Genomic DNA, 18,976 nt, shown 5'->3' with positions numbered 1-18,976 from the left:
ACGACCTGTGATGACAGGTACCGGCCCGAGATGACTCCGAATGTCGATCATCGTTGTCCGAGCACCGCATGAAGGGCCTCGGTGTAATCCTCGAAAGCGCGTCGACCGGTGCGGGTGAGCCCGATGTAGGTCACCGGAGTCCGCCCCTGGTGGGTTTTTTCCACGGCGATGTAATCAGCATCCTCAAGCTTGCGCAGGTGCGTGGAGAGGTTGCCTGCCGTCATGTCCAGCAGCTCCTGTAGACGCGGAAAGGCGATGCTCCCCTCGTCTGCCAGCGTCGCAAGTGCCGCCGTGATCCGCAGTCGCGCTGCCGCATGGATGACCGGATCGAGTTCGGTCATGATCGCGCACCCGGGGCCATGCGGCTGCGTGCTCGCCGCATCCATATCCACGTCCACAGCGCGACGATCAGCAATCCCCCACCGCCGGCCAGCGCGTAGACGAGGTACTGACCGGGATAGCCGACGAACGGGGCCACAGCACTGACGATGATCGACCAGCCCCCCAGAATCAGCATCGGAACAGCACGCCAGATCGCCGCGGCCGAGACGAACATGACGCCGACGAAGAAGATGTACGCCGACGGGTAGAAGACCCTCAGCAGATCCGGATGCATGCCCTGAAGCACGAGCGCCTGGCCGAGCGCGAAGATCGCCAGGCAGCCGACCCACCAGGACTGTCCGTAGATGATTCCGACGAAGGCGGAGTCCTTGCCGCCGCGCAGGCCCGTGCTCGAACGGATCCCCAGAACGGTCGACAGGACTCCTGCCCCGCCCAGAAGCACGACGAATGCGCCGATCGCCACCCCGATCGGCAGCGAGAACGCGGCACCGGGGCCATCGATCAGCCACAGCGCGCCGAACCCGAACAGCCAGGCGATGCCCCACGACAGCAGGATCAACGGCACGAACGCGCCCTTTTGCCCTGCGACGCTGCGCTGCTGATCCTTCATCAGCGCCAGCATCTCGGCCGGGTCAAGAGGCTCTTCATCGAGTGACATGGTCGTACTCCGTTCTCGGGTCTGTCTGGTCATGGTTAACTTTGTACTGCAAACTACTTTGCATGTCAATGCCCGCGCGCACATCAGGGCGGCCTCGTCATACGATGGAGGGCTATGTCTACTGCCGATTTCGTCATCACCTATCCCTCGGAACTGCCCGTCAGCGCCGCGCGGGATGAGATCGCTGATGCCATCCGCAATCACCAGGTCGTGGTCGTGGCAGGAGCCACCGGGTCGGGTAAGACGACGCAGCTGCCCAAAATCTGCCTCGAACTCGGGCGAGAGAACATCGCGCATACGCAGCCGCGTCGCCTCGCCGCACGAACGATCGCCGAGCGCATCGCGGAAGAGCTGCAGGTGGAGCTGGGAGCCACCGTCGGATACAAAGTGCGCTTCACCGACAAAGTGTCGGCCACAACCAAGATCGCTCTGATGACCGATGGGATCCTGCTCAACGAGATCCACCGGGACCGGCTCCTGCGCCGATACGACACGATCATCATCGATGAGGCCCACGAGCGATCCCTCAACGTCGACTTTCTGCTCGGCTACCTCACTCGCATCCTGCCGGAGCGCCCGGATCTCAAGGTCATCATCACCTCGGCGACGATCGATCCGGTGAGCTTCGCGAAGCACTTCGCGTCCCCTGCCGGCATCCCGGCTCCTGTCATCGAGGTGTCTGGCCGCACCTATCCGGTCGAGATCCGGTACCGAGCTCCGGCCGACGCGAGCACAACTCCTGAAGAAACCGCGGCCGGGGCCTCTCCGGGGCCGACTTCAGCACGTTCTGGCAAAAAGTTCAGGAGTTATGCATCGGGAGCGGCGGCGACAGCGGCCGGAGAAGCCGAGGACGAGGTCTCCGCGATCGTTGCGGCGCTGCGCGAGCTCGATCGTGAAGCGCCCGGTGACGTGCTCGTGTTCCTGCCCGGCGAGGCCGAGATCCGGGATGCCGCGGATGCTGTGCGCGCCGCGTACACGTCAGCATCGGCGCCGGTGGAGGTTCTCCCCCTGTACGGGCGCCTGTCCGCCGCTGAACAGCACCGCGTCTTCGAAAAGAGCCGCGTTGCGGGTGTCCGCCGCCGCGTCGTTCTGGCTACGAACGTCGCCGAGACGAGCCTGACCGTCCCCGGCATCAAATACGTCATCGACACGGGAACGGCACGCGTCTCCCGCTACAGCAACCGCTCGAAGGTGCAGCGACTGCCGATCGAAGCGATCTCGCAGGCGTCGGCGAACCAGCGCTCGGGACGCGCGGGACGAACCAGCGACGGCATCGCGATCCGCCTCTACAGCGAAGACGACTTCGATAAGCGCCCGGAGTTCACCGAACCCGAAGTGCTGCGCACATCCCTCGCTGCGGTCGTACTGCAGATGCTGTCACTCGGCTTCGGCGACATCACGGCTTTCCCGTTCCTCACCCCGCCCGATTCCCGCGGAATCCGCGCGGCCTTCGACCTGCTCACCGAGCTCGGTGCAGTGACCCTTCAACAGGCTCAGGGAGCGAATCCTGAGAGCCCGCGGCTGACGAAGATCGGCCGTGAGATCTCGCGGATGCCGATCGACCCCCGCTTCGCACGAATGTTGCTCGAGGCGCAGACCCCTTCGACGGGATCAGGGGCCGACGTCACCGCTGCTGTCCTCGCGATCGTCTCCGGTCTCACGATCCAAGACGTACGCGAACGGCCGTCCCAGGATGCACCGCAGAATGTGCGCGACTCCGCCGACAAGATGCACGCGCGATTCACGGATCCGACGAGTGACTTCCTCGCGATCCTGAACCTGTGGAACCATCTGCGCGAGCAGCAGCGCGAGCTCGGCTCCAGCGCTTTTCGGCGGATGTGCCGTTCCGAGCACCTGAACTATGTGCGCGTGCGGGAGTGGTTCGACGTGCACCGCCAGCTGCGCTCGCTCGTGAAAACGGGGACGTCATCGAAGGAGGATGCGGCGGCTGACCCCGACGCGATCCATCGCGCGCTGCTGTCCGGGCTGCTGTCTCAGATCGGCACGCTCGATGAGCGCAACACCAAGACACCCCCCAAGGGGCAGGCGAAGAGCCAGAAAGATCCGAAGCGTCGCATCGCCGAATATCGCGGAGCACGCGGCATCCGCTTCTCGATCTTCCCCGGATCGGGCCTGCGCAAGAAGGCGCCGCAGGCGGTCATGGCCGCCGAGATCGTCGAGACCTCCCGAACCTTTGCCCGCACCGTCGCCGCGATCGACCCGGCGTGGGCTGAGTCTCTGGCCGGTGACCTCGCGAAGCGGTCAATCTCGGAACCGCACTGGTCCAAGGATGCCGGATCGGCCATCGCCTACGAGAAGGTCACGCTCTTCGGCGTCGAGATCGTTCCGCGTCGGAGCATTCAGTTCGCCCGCGTCGACCGGGCCGCATCACGGGAGATGTTCCTGCGTCATGCGCTGGTCGAGGGAGAGTGGGATCCGAGCCGACTCGACAAGCGCGTCAGCGCGTTCTGGCGCAGCAACCACGAATTGCGCAAGCGACTCGAGAAGCTCGAGGAGCGCGAGCGCCGCCGCGACATCCTCGCCGGCGATGAAGAGGTGTTCCGCTTCTACGATGAGCGCGTCCCCGCCGATGTGTTCGACGTGCGCTCGTTCGAGAAGTGGTGGCGCGAATCGCTGCAACAGACCCCGAAGCTGCTGGTCATGCGCGAGAGCGATCTAATCGAAGACGACGAGCGCGCCGATCAGAATGAGTTCCCGACCCGCTGGACGCAGGGCGATCAGGTTCTCGGGCTCGCGTACCGTTTCGAGCCCGGTGCTGCGGACGACGGCGTCAGCGTCGTCGTGCCGTTGGCGCTGCTGGCACAGATCGAGGATCGCGGCTTCGACTGGCAGGTGCCAGGCCTGCGTGCAGAACTCGTCACGGCCCTTCTTCGAGCACTACCCAAGACGATCCGCCGACATGTGGTCCCAGCCGCGGACTGGGCTGACAAGTTCGGCGAAGTGCTTGCGGAAGAGGGGCCGGAGCGGCACGGCGGACGGCCGCAACGCTCCATGAAAGAAGCACTCGCCCGCCTGATCCAGCCACTGGCGAATCAGCCGGTGAACGCCTCCGACTTCGACGACGAGCGCGTGCCCGGGCACCTGCGGATGAACTTCCGTGCGGTCGATGAACGCGGCCGGGTGGCAGGTTCCGCACGAGATCTCAGCGACCTTCAGTCGCAGCTGTCAGATCGCGCCCGCGCGAGTGTCGCCCGGTCGATCGCACGGCCGGAGCAGAATCGTCGAGGACCCCGGCCCGACGCAAACGCTGTTGCCGCAGCATCCGCACGGGGGCCGATCGAGCAGGACGGCCTCACCTCGTGGACCTTCGGAGATCTTCCCGAGGTGCTCGACACGAAGGTCGCCGGCGGTGTCGTCCGCGGCTATCCTGCGATCGTTGACCAGGGTAAAACCGTGTCGATCCGCGTCGAGTCGACAGCGGATGCCGCAAACGCCGCGACCAGCGACGGCGTGGTGCGCCTGATCCTGCTGAGCGTTCCCTCTCCCGCCTCGTACGTGCAGGGACATCTCACCTCGCAGGAGAAGCTCGCGCTGGCAGCATCGCCGTACTCGTCGGTCGCTGCTCTGATCGAAGATGCCAGAGTCGCGGTCGTACGCGCCGCGCTGCGATCGGATGCGATCATCCGCACCGAGTCGGAGTTCGTGGCCGCACGGGATGCTGTGAGCGCGACGCACGTCGATCAGCTGTTCACGACCGTCTCCCTCGTCGCGAAGATTCTCACGAAGTCGCGCGAGGTCGAGCGCGGCATCAAGTCGCAAAACTCGCTTGCTCTGCTCGGTCCGCTGAACGATATCCGCACGCAGCTCAGTGGCCTGTTGCATCCGGGATTCATCTCGGCGGCAGGCACCGAGCGATTGGCGCACTTCCCGCGTTATCTTGACGGCATGCTCGACCGGTTAAAGACGCTCGAGAGCGAACCGGGCAAGGATCGCACCCGCATGACCGAGTACGAACGTATGGCGAAGGCGTTTGAGGATGCTGGGGGGACGGTGCCGCTCCCCCGAGATGCAGCCCCCGCGCTTGAGGAGGCGCGCTGGCTGCTGGAAGAGTTCCGCATCAGCGTCTTCGCACAGCGGCTCGGTACCGCACAGCCGGTCTCGCCGCAGCGCATCCAGAAAGTGCTCGCGGCACGCTGAGCGAAACGTCGCGCGAGATACCCTGGCGAGATGAATCGGCAAACGGTCCCGTCAGGAGCTGCCCAGTTGTCCGCAGAAGCGAGCGGCAATACTGACGGCGCCGCGGTACTGCTGATCCATGCGGGCGTCACCGATCTGCGTTCCTGGGATCATCTGGTCGAGCACCTCGGCGCGGGCGTGCGTAGCATCCGGTACGACGCGCGTGGCTACGGCGAGACCACGTACGACGCAGACGACGGGTGGTCGCCCGTCACCGATACCCTCGCTGTTCTGGATGCCTCGAACGTGAACAGAGCGATCGTCGTGGGCTGCTCGATGGGCGGGCGCACAGCGATCGATCTTGCGCTCGCGCATCCGGAGCGAGTCTCAGCGTTGGTGCTGATCGCACCCGCCATCAGCGGCGCTCCGGAACCAGCACTCGAGCCTGTGGTCGCCGAACTTGATCTTGCGATCGATGCGGCCGACTCGCGTGGGGATCTCGATGAGATCAATCGGCTCGAGGCCCACGTCTGGCTGGACGGGCCCGGTCACGAAGGTCGCGTCACAGGGCCCGCGCGCACACGCTTCCTGGAGATGAACGGTCGTGCGCTCGCTGCTGCTGATCCCGGAGACCCCACAGCCACGCCCGATGCTTTCTCCGAACTCGGTCGGATCTCCGTACCGACCCTCCTCCTCGTCGGCGACCTCGATCTGAAGCACGTCCGCGAGAACGCGCGGCATGCCGCGGCTTCCATCCCGCAGTCACAACTGATCGAGCTCCGCGGCGTCGCTCATCTCCCGCATCTGGAAAGCCATCAGCCGACGCTGGATGCCATCGTCGAGTTTGTCGCCTCGACACCGCACAGCCGCAGCGCATAGCCGCAGCGCATAACAAAGGTGTTGCGCGAGGCCTGAGCGCCCGTCACACGGCGTCATCTCGATTAGCGCCAACCGGGCGATCGGGTGAGAATTGATTTCTCACCTCCTCTTCTTCCCCGAAAGGGGCCCTTGGCATTCCTATGATCACCATCGAGCACGTCAGCCGGTCGTTCGGCGGCACCCGCGCACTCGACGATGTCTCGCTCGAGATACCCCGCGGTCAGATCTTTGGCGTCGTCGGCCAGTCCGGTGCCGGCAAATCGACGCTGCTGCGCACCGTCAATGCACTCGAGCGCCCGGACTCCGGACGCGTCGTCGTCGACGGCGTGCAGATCTCGCATCTGGCCGGCAACGAACTGCGCGCGGCCCGGCACGGCATCGGCATGGTGTTCCAGCACTTCAATCTGGTGGGAAACCGTACGATCGCACAGAACGTGGAGTTCGCGTTGGAAGCGGTCGGTCGTGCACGTGGCGACCGCACGAAGGATGCCCTCGAGATGCTCGACCTGGTCGGTCTCGCGTCCCGCGCCGGCTCCTACCCCGCGCAGCTCTCCGGCGGACAGCGTCAGCGCGTCGGCATCGCCCGCGCCCTGGCATCCCGCCCCAGCGTCCTGCTCTCGGACGAGGCGACCAGCGCACTCGACCCCGACACCACCCGCCAGATCCTCGCTCTGATGAAGCGGCTGTCGGGCGAGCTGGGACTGACGATCATGCTCATCACACATGAGATGGCTGTTGTGAAGCAGATCTGTGATGCCGCAGCGCTCCTCGAGCACGGCCGCGTGGTCGAGCAGGGTGCCCTGATCGATCTCATCCGCACGCCGGGCAGCCGTCTGGCGCGAGACCTGTTTCCACTCGGCGATGTCCCCGAGATGCCTGGCTCCGCGGTCATCGACCTCACCTTTGCTGGCGAAGAGGCTGAGCGGCCGACCATCACACTCCTCGCACGCGCTCTGGATCTGGATGTTTCGATCCTCGGCGCCACGATCGAGAACATCGCCGGATCACAGGCCGGCCGTACTCGGCTGGCGCTTCCGGCTGACCCCGCAGTTCTCGCTCGCGCTCAGGCATTCCTCGCCGAGCACGACGTAGCCGTCGAAGTGGTGAAAGCAGCATGATCGACTACACATCCCCGGACTTCTGGCCCGATCTGTTCGACGTCATGCTCAAGGGCACGCTCGAAACGCTCTGGATGACCGCTGTCGCCATCCTCATCACGATCGTCGTCGGTCTCCCGCTAGGCATCGTGCTCGTCGGCACTGAGAAGGGTCGTTTCCTGGCGACTCCGTTCGGCTCCGCCACGGCCGGTGTGATCATCAACCGGCTGCTGGGGTTCATCGTGAACCTGGGTCGATCGGTGCCGTTCATCGTTCTGATGATCGCGCTCATTCCGCTGACCCGACTCCTGCTCGGCTCGTTCATCGGCACGGGGCCTGCGATCTTCCCGCTCACGCTCATCGCGATTCCGTTCTTCGCGCGCGTTGTGGAGATCGCCGTCAAGGAGGTCGATTCGGGTCTGCTCGAGGCGGCCGATTCGCTCGGGGCCACCCGCTGGCAGCTCGTGCGGCGCGTCATCCTCCCCGAGACCGGACCGGCAATCGTGCTCGGCATCGCAACGACCATCACCTCAATCATCAACTTCTCCGCCATGGTCGGCGTGGTCGGCGGCGGCGGGCTCGGAAACGTCGCGCTCACCTACGGCTTCCAGCGCTACAGCTGGGTTCACATCGTCGCCGTCGTGATCGTGCTGTTCGTGATCGTGCTGCTGGTGCAGTGGGCATGCAACGTGCTTGCGCGCCGTCTCGATCACGCCAATCGTGCCTCGCACTCCGCCGACGTCATCGCCGTCGGCGCCTGATTTCCTTTCACCCCTGACACCCCGGAGCATCATCATGTCTTTCTCCTCTCTCACTCGCGGCATCGCCATCGCCGCCGCAGGCGCCCTTGCACTCGGCCTCACCGCCTGTGCCGGATCGGACTCCGCTCCGGCCGCCGACGGCTCTGAGGGCCTCGGCACGCTGAAGGTCGGCGCTCTGCCGGTCCCGGCCGGCGACATCCTGAAGTGGGTCTCCGAGAACCTCGCCGAGGAGAAGGGGCTCACGATCGAGTGGCAGGAGTTCACCGACTACAACACGCCGAACCCGGCACTGTCGGACGGCTCGATCGATGCCAACCTGTTCCAGAACTCGACGTTCCTGGACACCTACAACACGCAGGCCGGTGACGAGTTGATCTCGCTCGGCGACATCTACCTGCCGGCCGCGGCCTTCTACAGCGAGAAGATCGACAGCCTTGACGAGCTCAAAAAGGGCGCCACGGTTGCGATCCCGAACGACCCGACGAACGAGGGTCGTGCGCTCGAGCTGCTCGCCGCCGAAGGCATCATCGAGATCAAGGACAACGCGACCACGATCACCGACATCACCGACAACCCCAAGGATCTGAAGTTTGTCGAGATCGAGAACGCTTCGCTCGCACTCGCTCTGCCCGACAACGACGCTGCCTTCGTGACCGCGTCGTTCGCTATCCCCGCCGGTCTCTCCGACGAGCAGGCGATCCTCCTCGAGGGCACCGACAGCAAGTACTACAACGTGCTGGCCACTCGTCCCGAGCTCAAGGATGACCCGCGCATCGTGGCTCTCATCGAACTTCTCAACGATGACCGCACCAAGGAGTACATCCTGGAGACGTGGAAGGGACTCATCGTCCCCGTCGGCTGATCTCAGCGCCGTTGTGAAGCCCTCACATCTTCGGATGTGAGGGCTTTGCTCGTTGCCGGTAGCCTGGCGTCATGGCTCACGCGATCGTGTACACAGAACTCGGCACCCCTGATGTCCTTCAGCTCGTAGAGATCCCCGATCCTGTCGCCGGCCCCGGTGAGGTCGTGGTGCGGATCGAGGCAGCGGGCGTCAACCCGCTGGATGCGAAGCTGCGCCGCGGCGCACGCCCCGGCGCTCCGATCACCCAGCCGCGCCGCGTCGGTTTCGACGGCGCAGGAGTGATCGAGTCACTCGGCGAGGGCGTGAGCGAATTCGCTGTCGGCGACCGTGTGGCAATCGGCGGCACTGTGGGCACGTACGCCACTCACCTCGTCGTGAAGGTGGAGAATCTCGATCTGCTTCCGGATGCTGTGACCGCTGCCGAGGGCGCCGGTCTCAGCATCCCGATCGGAACCGCCTATCAGTGCCTGCGTTCGCTCAATGTCGGAGACGGCGATGTCTTGCTCGTGCACGCCGGTTCTGGCGCTGTGGGACAGGCCATGATTCAGTTTGCTGTCGCCTGGGGCGCAACCGTTGTCGCCACTGCAAGCCCGGCTCGCCACGAGCATCTGCGCGAACTCGGCGCGATCCCTGTTGCTTACGGCGATGGTCTCGCGGACCGTGTGCGGGCAGCTGTGGATGGCGACGTCACCGTCGCGCTCGACTGCATCGGCACCGATGAGGCGATTGAGACCTCCCTTGAACTCATTACTGACCGCGATCGCATTGCGACGATCGTTCGCGGCCCGGATGCTGCCAGCTTCGGCATCCGTGCTTTCAGCGGCGGCTCTCCCGAGCCGCTCACGGCGCAGGAGCTCGCCTGGCGCGCAGAGGCCGTCGGTGTAGCGATCGAACTTATCGCAGCCGGAGACTTCCAAATCGAGCTCGGCGCCACGCTGCCGCTCGCCGAAGCCGCCGTGGCCCACCGCATGGTCGAGGAGCACTCCGCCCGCGGCAAGATCACACTGGTTCCGTGATCGTCCGCGCCCGTCACCTCCGGCAGTGCCGAGTTTGAGCGATCCCAGCGACTCATCAGTCCCCCCGGAACCATTCACGTTCATGAATGCTCCCGGACGCAGCGGTGTCCCCCGACTCCAGCAGCCGGTCGTCGAGATCCTATTTTTCGGCGCATTCTGCGTTGCGGGGATTCTGCTGTCGGTGTTCCTGTTCACCAGGCACGGAGGCGGGGCAGCCCCTGCCGTCTCCGGCGTAATTGTGCTGATCTTCTGGGTCGTTCCCGGCGCTGTCGGAATGTACATCGGCTTCGCCCGACAGGTCTGGAAGCGGCGCTACAAGAAGGCCTACGGCACCCCACCGTTCTGATCGCGGGCTATGGGTACTGCCGGCCACGACGAAAGCGATCTCGGGCACGCCCAGACGCACACGCAGAGCTGTCGAACAGTACGCGGCCCGTAGCAAGAACAACTGGCGCCGGCGGGCGGCACGCTCTCAGGCGGCCGCACGAGCCTCGTCTCGCCGGCGAGCACCTTCGCGGAGCAGCGGCACCAGTCGCCGCGAACGGCCACACAGCATCTCCCTGATGTCAGCAACGTTGTGGCGTCACGCGACGTCATGAAGCCACACAGTGTGACACGAACCCCTCTTGTGCCCACCGCACACCTCAGAATCGTCAAAAGCGATGAGAGGAACAGGGCATGGCATACGAGAACACCACCCAGCGTCAGATCAAGTTCGGAGCGATTCTGACCGGAACCGGTGGCCCCGGTGATCAACTGCGCTGGCTGGATCCGGAGATCCCCGGAGACGCCAGCGTCGACATCGACTGGTACATCGAGTACGCACAGCTCGCTGAGCAGGCGAAGTTCGACCTGGTGTTCATCGTCGACAGTCAGTTCATCACCCCGCACTCCCCGCCGCACTACCTGAACCGGCTTGAGCCGCTGACGCTGCTTTCTGCCCTCGCGGTCGCCACCGAGCGCATCGGACTCGTCGGCACCGCAACCACGTCCTACAACACGCCGTACAACCTTGCCCGCCGCTTCGCCTCACTCGACTTGATCAGTCGCGGCCGCGCCGGATGGAACGTGGTGACCACCGGAGATGCCGGCACCGCCACCAACTACGGCCTCGATGAGCACTTCGACTACCCCACGCGGTACCGCAGGGCTGCCGAACACATCGAAGTCTCGCAGGCGCTGTGGGACAGCTACGAAGACGACGCCTTCCCGCGTGATCGTGAAAGCCGCGTGTTCCTCGACCCCACGAAAGTTCACGAGCTCCACCATGACGGCGAGTTCTTCCGCGTAGCCGGTCCCCTCAATATCCAGCGTTCCCCGCAGGGCCAGCCGGTCATCTTCCAGGCTGGCGACAGCAATGACGGTCGTGATCTCGGCGCACGCTTCGCCGATGGAATTTTCACACACGCCTCGAATATCCCTGACGACATCGCCTTCGCAGAAAACGTCAAAGGGCGCGCGGCAGCGGCCGGCCGCAACCCTGATCACGTGCTGATCCTCCCGGGCACGCGCATCGTCGTCGGTGACACCGACAATGACGCCCGAGCGATCGAGCGTGCGCAGCACGAATTGAGCAACTCTTTCGACATCACGCTGGCCGAGCTGGGACGACCGTTCGGCTGGCATGACTTCACGCAGTATGACCTGGATGCCCCGTTCCCTGATGTGTTGCATCTCGCCCAGCGCAGCTTCCGAACAAACGCAGAATCGATCGTCCGATTCGCCGAAAAGGACTCGTTGACGCTGCGCCAGGTAGTCGAGCGTCTGTCTGCGCTGCGCCCATCGCCGTTCGTCGGCTCGGCCGCCACCGTTGCCGATCGACTACAGGAGTGGTTCGAAGCTGGCGCCGTCGACGGCTTCAACGTCTACGTCTCGCATCCGTCTCAGTTCCGCAGGTTCGTCAACGAAGTGATCCCGATCCTGCAGGAGCGTGGCCTTCACCGCGCGGACTACACCGGGACGACCCTGCGCGAGCATCTCGGGCTGCCCTTCCTCGAGAATCGGCATGCCACAACGCCATCCGCTCAGTCAGAAATCACCCGGGCCGACGCGCTCAGCGTCATCGCCTGAGCATCCCGCCATCATCCGCACTCCGCACGCCCCCCACAGAAAGAAGATCGACCGTGACCAGATCCTGGCACTCCCTCGCCGCAGCAGCTATCGCAGTGACACTCACCGTGGGTATGTCGGCGTGCGCTTCGGCAGGCGACGATGGTCCTGCCTCGGGTGAAGATAATTCGGTGCTGCGGTGGTCGTTTGGCCTGCCGACCTCCTGGGATCCGGTGGCAAGTCGCACTGGCAACGACATCAACACCATCTCGCTCCCCTACGCCTCGCTCACCCGGTTGGATGAGGACGGAAACGTCGAACCGAGCCTCGCCGAGTCCTGGGCATATGACGACACCGGGACCGCGATCACGTTCACGCTGCGAGACGATCTGACCTTCAGTGACGGCACCGCGTTGGATGCCGAAGCGGTAAAGGCCCATTTCGAGCGAGGCAAGGAGCAGTCAGGCTCGCATCTGCGTGACCAGCTGGCAGATCTTGAGAGCGTCACCGCTGATTCAGAGACCGAGGTCACTCTGCACCTCGCCACGGTCGACTATCAGATCCCGTATCTGGTCGCCGGCCGCACCGGCGCCATCGCGAGTCCAACCGCTGCAAAAGACCCGAAGAAGCTCGCCGCCGCTCCGGTCGGTGCTGGCCCCTTCGTGCTCACCGATTTCGTCGCGGAATCGCACGCGTCATTCGTGAAGAACGACGATTACTGGGACGCCGACAACATCCACATCGATCGATTCGAGCTCACGACAGCATTGGACGCCGCCACCGTCGTATCCGCAGTGCAGTCCGGGTCGGTAGATGTCGCACGACTGCCCGCCACTCAGATCGAGCAGGCCGAGAAGGCGGGGCTCACCGTGACCATCGCGGGCACACTCGCGGCCAGCGACGCTTCACTCAACCTCAACCAGGATCCGCTTGATGACCCGGCCGTCGTCGCGGCTCTCCGCTACGCGTTCGATCGCCAGGCCTTCGTTGACGCCGTCACCGCCGGCACCGGCACGATCACGCATCAGCCGTTCCCGGAGGGGTACATCGCCTTCAACCCGGAGATTGAGAAAATCTGGGGCTACGACCCCGACAAGGCACGCCAGATCCTCAGCGACGCGGGCTACGAAGACGGTGACCTCTCGATCGAGATCACCGCGCACGCTGGCAGCGAGTTGGATGCACAGCTCACACAGTCACAGCTCGCCGATATCGGCATCGACTCCACCATCAGTCTGGTGCCCACCGGCTCCACGACATGGCAGGACGAGGTTTACGTCGCTAAGTCGCCGCAACTCGCTCTGGACGGGACGATTGGGCGCGAGTCACCCGTCGCGAACCTGCTCGCGACATACGGCCCTGACGGCATCATGAACCTGAGCGGTCCGCATTCCTCAGACGAGTTCCTCGCGGCTTTGGATGCTGTGCGCGCGACGCCGATCGACTCCCCGGATTACCAGGAGGTCCTGTGGAACGCCGTGCGTGTGGGCGTCGAGCAGTCTCCGACGAACTACTTGTACAGCAATCCCTGGGTATTCGTCTCTCGCTCCAGCGTGAGTGAACTCAATCTGCTTCCCTCACAGGTGCGCTGGGAAGGAGTGCAGGTCAGCGGTTGAACCCGCAGACCTGACGTCATGATGAAGTTCGCGCACCTACTGGGCAGCACAGCACTCATAGTCGTGCCGGTGTTCATCTTCGCGACGCTCATCACCTTCGTCCTCGGCGCAGCGAGCGGTCTGAGCCCTGCCGCATCGCTGTCGGGGGATGAGGCGACACCCGAGCGCATCGCGCAAATCAACGCGGAACTGGGCCTCGATCAGCCGGTGCTGCTGCGCTACTTCACGTGGATGGGGTCGATGCTGAGCGGAGACCTCGGCGCCAGCTGGTACAACGGATTCAGCGTCTCGGAGCTGATCGGACAGCGTCTGGCCATCACCGCCTCGATCGTCTCGGTCGCCCTCGTCTTGGGGATCGTATCGGGCGTAGTGCTGGGCGGTATCGCCGCGGTGAACCAGGGGCGCCCGATTGACCGTGCGATCACAGCCGTCACCTCAGTGGTGTCGACGCTGCCTCCGTTCGTGGTCTCGATCGGCCTGATCGTCGTATTCAGCGTATGGCTGCACCTGCTGCCATCTTCGGGGTACGTTCCGTTCGGCCAGAACCCGGGCCTGTGGTTTCAGCTGATCATCATGCCCGCAGTGGCGCTGAGCCTGGATCCGGCAGCGGACATTGCCCGTCAGCTTCGCACCGGACTCGTACATTCGCTGGATCAGCCATACATCATCGGTGCGACTGTGCGGGGTCTTCATCCGCGGCGCATCCTGCTCAACCACGCACTTCGCAACGGGGCCGGTCCCGCGGTCGCCGTGCTGGGAATGAAGATTCCTGCGCTTCTGGGAGGTGCAGTCGTCACCGAGACGATCTTCAATATGCCGGGCTTCGGTCTACTCTCGGCCGATTCCGCACTGCGTGGCGACGTTCCTGTGGTGCAGGGCACTCTGGTCGTCGCGATCGTTCTGGTGCTGTTGTTCAACGTCCTCGTGAACATTACGCTGACGGCTCTCCAGCCTGCTTCGCGAAGGAGTGCGATATGAAGTTCATCGCTGTCATCCGCCCGACGAGCGCGAAGCTGGCGTTGGCGATTCTCTTGCTTATCGCGGTGCTCACCGTGTTCGGCCCGCTGCTGGCACCGCAGGATCCGTACGCGCAGGACACATCCGTGATGTTGCAGGGGCCCAGCCTGGCTCATCTGCTGGGCACCGACGAATTGGGGCGTGATGTTCTGAGCCGACTTCTCACTGGCTCGCCGCTCTCGGTCCTGTCTGCGCTGATGGCCGTCGTGATCGGACTTGTCCTCGGCGTCGTTCCGGCGCTGCTGTCAGTTCACCTCTCTCGCACATTCGAATGGTTCGCGCTCCGGCTGACGGACGCACTCATGACGTTGCCTTTTCTCGTGTTCGCGATCGCGATGACGGCTTTGTTGGGCAACGGAGTACCCCAGGCGATGTGCGCCGTCGGCATTCTCATCTCCCCCGCGTTCTTCCGGGTGACGCGCGCGGCCGCGTTGACCGCATCGCACTCGCAGTATGTCGAGGCCGCAGAGTTGATGGGCGCGTCCACGTTCTGGATTCTGCGCAGGCACGTCTGGCGTCATGTCTTGCCCGCCATCACCGTCACGGCCGCAGGGCTCACCGGAGCTGCGCTCGTCATCGTCGCCTCGCTGACCTTCCTCGGGATCGGCGTCGTCCCGCCCGAACCGACGTGGGGTGGCCTGCTTGCGAGCGACCTGAAGTATCTGTATCAGCGTCCCCTCGGTCCCCTCGCCCCGGCTGCATTAATCGTCGCTACCGTCTGGGCATTCAACGCTCTGGCCGATGCGCTGCGCGACGCCCAGAGTCACCGCGCTTCTACACCAGCTGAATCGTCGACACCCCAGGAGGTATCCGCATGACACTGCTCGAGGTCTCGCATCTGACGATCACAACCGATGACGCTCTGGCGCTCGTCGATGATGTGTCCTTCCGTCTCGAGCGAGGCGAGGCCCTGGGCATCGTCGGTGAGTCAGGCAGCGGCAAGTCGCTGTCCTGCCGCGCCGTGCTCGGAATCGTGCCGGAGTCGCTGAACGTCACTGCTGTCGGAATAGTCTTCGATGACGTCGACCTCGCGTCCGCAACGCCATCGCAGTGGCGCCGAATCCGTGGCACGCGCATCGGCGCAGTGTTCCAGGATCCAGGCTCCTATCTGAATCCCTCGATCAGTGTCGGACGACAGCTCGCAGAGGTACACCGGCTCAAAAATGGCAGCGGTCGGCGCGATGCTTGGTCCAGCGCAGTCACGGCTCTCGGAGACCTCGGCCTGTCCACGCCCGAGCTAACAGCTCACCGACTCCCCCACGAACTCAGCGGCGGCATGCTGCAGCGCGTGCTTCTGGCGATTGCGATCGCAGAGTCTCCGGAACTACTCATCGCCGACGAACCCACCACCGCGCTCGATGTCACGGTGCAGGCCGAAGTGCTCGATGTAATCGCTGACCTGCGCGCTACGACTGGGCTCGCCGTGCTGTTTGTATCGCACGATCTTCCTGTCGTCGCCCACCTGTGCGAACGCATTCACGTCATGCAGCACGGTCGGATCATCGAATCCGGAACCTCTGCCGATGTTCTGCAGTCACCCGCGCACCCGTATACGCGCTCTCTCCTCACAGCTCACGCGGAATACGGGCTGGATCGCTTCCTGAATCGCGAAGTCGCGCATGTCTGATCTTGTGCGCATTGAGAACGCCACGCTCGGCTATGGCGGCCGCACGCGAGGCCGCGCCGTACTGCGTGACATCTCACTCACCATTGGCGCCGAGGAGCGAGTCGGCCTGATCGGCGAAACCGGATCAGGAAAGTCCACTCTTGCTCGCAGCCTGCTCGGCCTCACCACTGTGTTCTCCGGCACGGTGTCCGTGGACGGTAACGACCTCGCTGGCCTGCGGGGACGGCCGCTACGCGCATTTCGGCGATCCGGAACGGTGCAGTACGTCTATCAGGATCCTTTGCGCAGCCTCGACCCCGACGTGAGCGTGGATCACTCTGTCGCAGAGGGACTCGCAATTCGTGGTGGGATCTCGGTCGCGCAATCACGCGAACGCGTCGCAGAAGCAATCCGACTCGTCGGACTTGACCCGGCGCTCGGAGCCCGACTTCCGAGCGAACTCTCCGGCGGACAACGTCAGCGGATCGTGCTCGCTCGGGCACTCGTGCTGGCGCCGCACCTGCTCATTCTTGACGAGCCGGTCAGCGCGCTCGATGCCTCCAGCCGGGTCCAGGTGCTCGATCTGCTCAGGCTCGCCGGTACTGAACGGCAGTTGGCGCAGCTGTTCATCTCACACGACCTCGGCTCCATCGCGGGCGTTACCGATCGGCTGATCGTGCTGTACCAGGGCGAGATCGTGGAGGATGCACCCACCATCGATGTCCTCGCAAATCCGCAGCATCCCTACACAAAGTTGCTCATCGAATCCGCTCCGACGCTGACGGTAGCTGGCGCGAATCGAGAACGTCGGAAAGAGCTGCGAACCGCACTTCAGAGCTTCACACTATGACCGGGGCCGCAACAGTTCGACACATCCCGCGCGCCGCGGGGTCCCAGACCCAAGGATGGATCGCATGAGCACGAACATCTCTCCCTCCGCCGTCTGGCCTGCCGTCCGCGTGCGCGGCACACTCGCCGTTATCACCGGCCGCGGCGAGCGCGCCGCCGTGTACGAGCGATTCGGACGCCGGCTCAGCGCCGACGGATACACCGTCGGCGTTTTCGAAGCGGATGCTGATGCCGCAGGCGCGTGGCTCGACACCGTGGATGCACCGCGCGTGCTCGTCGGTTCTGATTCCGGCGCTGCATCCGTTCTCCGCGTGCTCGCGCAGGGCGCCACAGCCGATGCCGCCATCATCGCCGGGACCCCGATCGATGCCGAGGGCGACGCCGTCACCGCCCAGCCGACCGACGCGGAACGCACGGCTTGCCCGCTGCACCTCGGCGTGCTCGGCACGGATGAGGCGCGCACCGCGCCGGTCGCCGTCGAGCCTGTCCCCGCATCCGCTGACCTGGCCGCCGTTGCCGTTCCGGTGCTCGCCTTCCACGGTTCGGCAGATCGGGTTTCCCCGATCACCGAAACTGCCTCCCTGCTGAGCGCGGTGCCCGATCTGGAGCTGGTCGAGACCATCGACGGGTTGCACGACGCACTGAACGACGTCTCGCACCGTAGCGTCGCAGCATCCATCGTGCTGTGGCTCGAGCGCTTGCGCGGCGGAGACGTGCACACACCCGTGCTTCGCGCCCTTCGACAGGTTCAGGGAGCAGACCGACACGAACCCGCCGACGCATGACCGCGTTCGCGACCCAGCAGGTACAGGCCGGATACGTCACCGGCGTGCCGCAGAACAGTGCCGTCGCTCCCATCTATCAAACCGCCGCCTACGAGTTCGCCTCGCTCGCGGATGCCGCAGACCTGTTCGCCCTGCGCACCCCGGGCAATCTGTACAGCCGCAACGCGAGCCCCACCCAGCAGGTTCTGGAGGAGCGCGTGGCGACGCTGGAGGGCGGCGCATCAGCCGTCGCCGTCGCCTCCGGGCAGGCCGCCGTCGCCGTCACCCTGCTCGCTCTCGCTGCGCGCGGTGGGCATATCGTCGCCGCCAGCCAGTTGTACGGCGGCACGGTCGATCTGCTCCAGGACACGCTCGACGATTTCGGCATCACGGTGTCGTTCGTCGACCAGGATGATCCGGATGCCTGGCGCACCGCGATCCGACCGGAGACCCGTGTTCTGTTCGCCGAGTCCGTCGCAAATCCCATCGCACAGGTGCTCGACATCCACCTCATCGCAGATATCGCCCACGATGCCGGCATCCCCCTCGTCATCGACAACACTGTCGGCACGCCGTATCTGATCCGTCCCGGTGAGCATGGCGCCGACTTCGTTGTGCACTCGGCGACGAAGTTCCTCTGCGGGCACGGCACTTCGCTCGGCGGTGTCGTCGTTGACCAGGGCACCTTCGATTTCGGCGCAGAGCCCGAGCGCTGGCCGCAGTTCACCGCGCCGTACAAGCGGTTCGGAGACCTCATCCTGTGGGAGCGCTTCGGCATCGGACTGGCCTTCGCGGCGCTCGTGAAGTCGAAGTATGTGCACGACCTCGGCCCGTCGCTGTCGCCGTTCAATGCCTGGCAGATCCTGCAGGGCATCGAGACGCTCGATCTGCGGGTGTCCCGTCAGAGCACGACGGCGCTCACGATCGCGCGGCATCTGCAGAAGCATCCGAAGGTCGCGGCCGTCCATCACCCCGGCCTTGCTGACAACCGCTGGCATCCACTCGCCGAACGCTACCTGCCGCGGGGTGTTCCCTCCGTGTTCTCCTTCGATCTCGCAGGCCCCGAGAACGACGCGGCACAGGCCCGCGCCGGCCGGGTGATCGATGCCCTCGAGACCGTGCGGCTGGTCGCGAACATCGGCGATGCTCGCAGCCTCGTCGCGCATCCGGCATCCATGACGCACTCGCACCTGGATCCGCAGCAGCGGGCCGCCGCCGGCATCTCACTGAACACCATCCGCCTCAGCGCCGGTCTGGAAGATCCTGCCGACATCATCGCCGACCTCGACCGCGCACTCACGTACGCCTGACGACTGGAGCACC

At 64.7% G+C, this 18,976-nt stretch carries 17 protein-coding genes; 15 read left to right on the top strand and 2 right to left on the bottom strand.

The annotated features are described in order from the left end of the window. Positions 1–47 precede the first annotated feature (47 nt). Both ACSU1L_RS12180 and ACSU1L_RS12175 read right to left on the bottom strand, forming a co-directional pair. A complete protein-coding gene (locus ACSU1L_RS12180; protein WP_439255979.1) occupies positions 48–341 on the bottom strand; it encodes a transcriptional regulator in 294 nt (97 codons plus the stop codon). Beyond that, positions 338–1,000 (bottom strand): hypothetical protein, encoded by a 663-nt coding sequence (locus tag ACSU1L_RS12175; protein ID WP_439255978.1) that lies wholly within the window; start codon positions 998–1,000, stop codon positions 338–340. The genes ACSU1L_RS12180 and ACSU1L_RS12175 overlap by 4 nt, the downstream gene beginning before the upstream one ends. 114 nt (positions 1,001–1,114) lie before the next feature. On the opposite strand from ACSU1L_RS12175, the gene hrpA reads away from it, so the two are divergent. The 15 genes from hrpA (at position 1,115) to ACSU1L_RS12100 (ending at position 18,963) form a co-directional block, all read left to right on the top strand. Beyond that, positions 1,115–5,158, top strand: coding sequence for an ATP-dependent RNA helicase HrpA (gene hrpA, locus ACSU1L_RS12170; protein ID WP_439255977.1), 4,044 nt, complete (start codon positions 1,115–1,117; stop codon positions 5,156–5,158). A 30-nt stretch (positions 5,159–5,188) separates the two neighbouring features. After that, positions 5,189–6,016, top strand: coding sequence for an alpha/beta fold hydrolase (locus tag ACSU1L_RS12165; protein WP_439255976.1), 828 nt, complete (start codon positions 5,189–5,191; stop codon positions 6,014–6,016). A gap of 140 nt (positions 6,017–6,156) precedes the next feature. After that, positions 6,157–7,134, top strand: coding sequence for a methionine ABC transporter ATP-binding protein (locus tag ACSU1L_RS12160; protein WP_439255975.1), 978 nt, complete (start codon positions 6,157–6,159; stop codon positions 7,132–7,134). Beyond that, entirely contained in the window at positions 7,131–7,874 is a 744-nt protein-coding gene (locus ACSU1L_RS12155) for a methionine ABC transporter permease (protein WP_438255006.1), read from the top strand. Before ACSU1L_RS12160 ends, ACSU1L_RS12155 begins: the two co-directional genes overlap by 4 nt. 34 nt (positions 7,875–7,908) lie before the next feature. Next, the gene (locus ACSU1L_RS12150; protein ID WP_439255974.1) at positions 7,909–8,736 is read left to right on the top strand and encodes a MetQ/NlpA family ABC transporter substrate-binding protein; all 828 of its coding nucleotides are present in this window, start codon (positions 7,909–7,911) and stop codon (positions 8,734–8,736) included. Between the two features lie 71 nt (positions 8,737–8,807). Beyond that, the gene (locus ACSU1L_RS12145; protein ID WP_438255002.1) at positions 8,808–9,752 is read left to right on the top strand and encodes a quinone oxidoreductase family protein; all 945 of its coding nucleotides are present in this window, start codon (positions 8,808–8,810) and stop codon (positions 9,750–9,752) included. An 82-nt stretch (positions 9,753–9,834) separates the two neighbouring features. Continuing rightward, the gene (locus tag ACSU1L_RS12140) at positions 9,835–10,098 is read left to right on the top strand and encodes a hypothetical protein (RefSeq protein ID WP_438255001.1); all 264 of its coding nucleotides are present in this window, start codon (positions 9,835–9,837) and stop codon (positions 10,096–10,098) included. A 332-nt stretch (positions 10,099–10,430) separates the two neighbouring features. Next, complete coding sequence (locus tag ACSU1L_RS12135) at positions 10,431–11,822, top strand: LLM class flavin-dependent oxidoreductase (protein WP_439255973.1); 1,392 nt, start codon at positions 10,431–10,433, stop codon at positions 11,820–11,822. Between the two features lie 53 nt (positions 11,823–11,875). Continuing rightward, positions 11,876–13,417 (top strand): ABC transporter substrate-binding protein, encoded by a 1,542-nt coding sequence (locus ACSU1L_RS12130; RefSeq protein ID WP_439255972.1) that lies wholly within the window; start codon positions 11,876–11,878, stop codon positions 13,415–13,417. 18 nt (positions 13,418–13,435) lie between these two features. Further along, positions 13,436–14,395 carry an ABC transporter permease gene (locus ACSU1L_RS12125; protein WP_439255971.1) on the top strand — a complete coding sequence of 320 codons (960 nt, stop codon included), beginning with the start codon at positions 13,436–13,438 and terminating at the stop codon, positions 14,393–14,395. Continuing rightward, positions 14,392–15,252, top strand: coding sequence for an ABC transporter permease (locus ACSU1L_RS12120; RefSeq protein ID WP_439255970.1), 861 nt, complete (start codon positions 14,392–14,394; stop codon positions 15,250–15,252). The genes ACSU1L_RS12125 and ACSU1L_RS12120 overlap by 4 nt, the downstream gene beginning before the upstream one ends. Beyond that, positions 15,249–16,061 carry an ABC transporter ATP-binding protein gene (locus ACSU1L_RS12115; protein WP_439255969.1) on the top strand — a complete coding sequence of 271 codons (813 nt, stop codon included), beginning with the start codon at positions 15,249–15,251 and terminating at the stop codon, positions 16,059–16,061. The genes ACSU1L_RS12120 and ACSU1L_RS12115 overlap by 4 nt, the downstream gene beginning before the upstream one ends. Beyond that, positions 16,054–16,890 (top strand): ABC transporter ATP-binding protein, encoded by an 837-nt coding sequence (locus ACSU1L_RS12110; RefSeq protein WP_439255968.1) that lies wholly within the window; start codon positions 16,054–16,056, stop codon positions 16,888–16,890. The genes ACSU1L_RS12115 and ACSU1L_RS12110 overlap by 8 nt, the downstream gene beginning before the upstream one ends. Positions 16,891–16,954: 64 nt before the next feature. Further along, positions 16,955–17,674: an alpha/beta hydrolase gene (locus ACSU1L_RS12105; protein WP_439255967.1), complete on the top strand. Its 720-nt coding sequence runs from the start codon at positions 16,955–16,957 to the stop codon at positions 17,672–17,674. Next, complete coding sequence (locus ACSU1L_RS12100; protein WP_439255966.1) at positions 17,671–18,963, top strand: O-acetylhomoserine aminocarboxypropyltransferase/cysteine synthase family protein; 1,293 nt, start codon at positions 17,671–17,673, stop codon at positions 18,961–18,963. Before ACSU1L_RS12105 ends, ACSU1L_RS12100 begins: the two co-directional genes overlap by 4 nt. The last annotated feature ends 13 nt before the right edge of the window (positions 18,964–18,976 follow it).

Source organism: Microbacterium sp. A94, from assembly GCF_051842855.1.
Classification (GTDB): domain Bacteria; phylum Actinomycetota; class Actinomycetes; order Actinomycetales; family Microbacteriaceae; genus Microbacterium.
The sequence above is the reverse complement of the archived record's forward strand: the minus strand, read 5'-3'. Positions and strand labels throughout refer to the sequence as shown.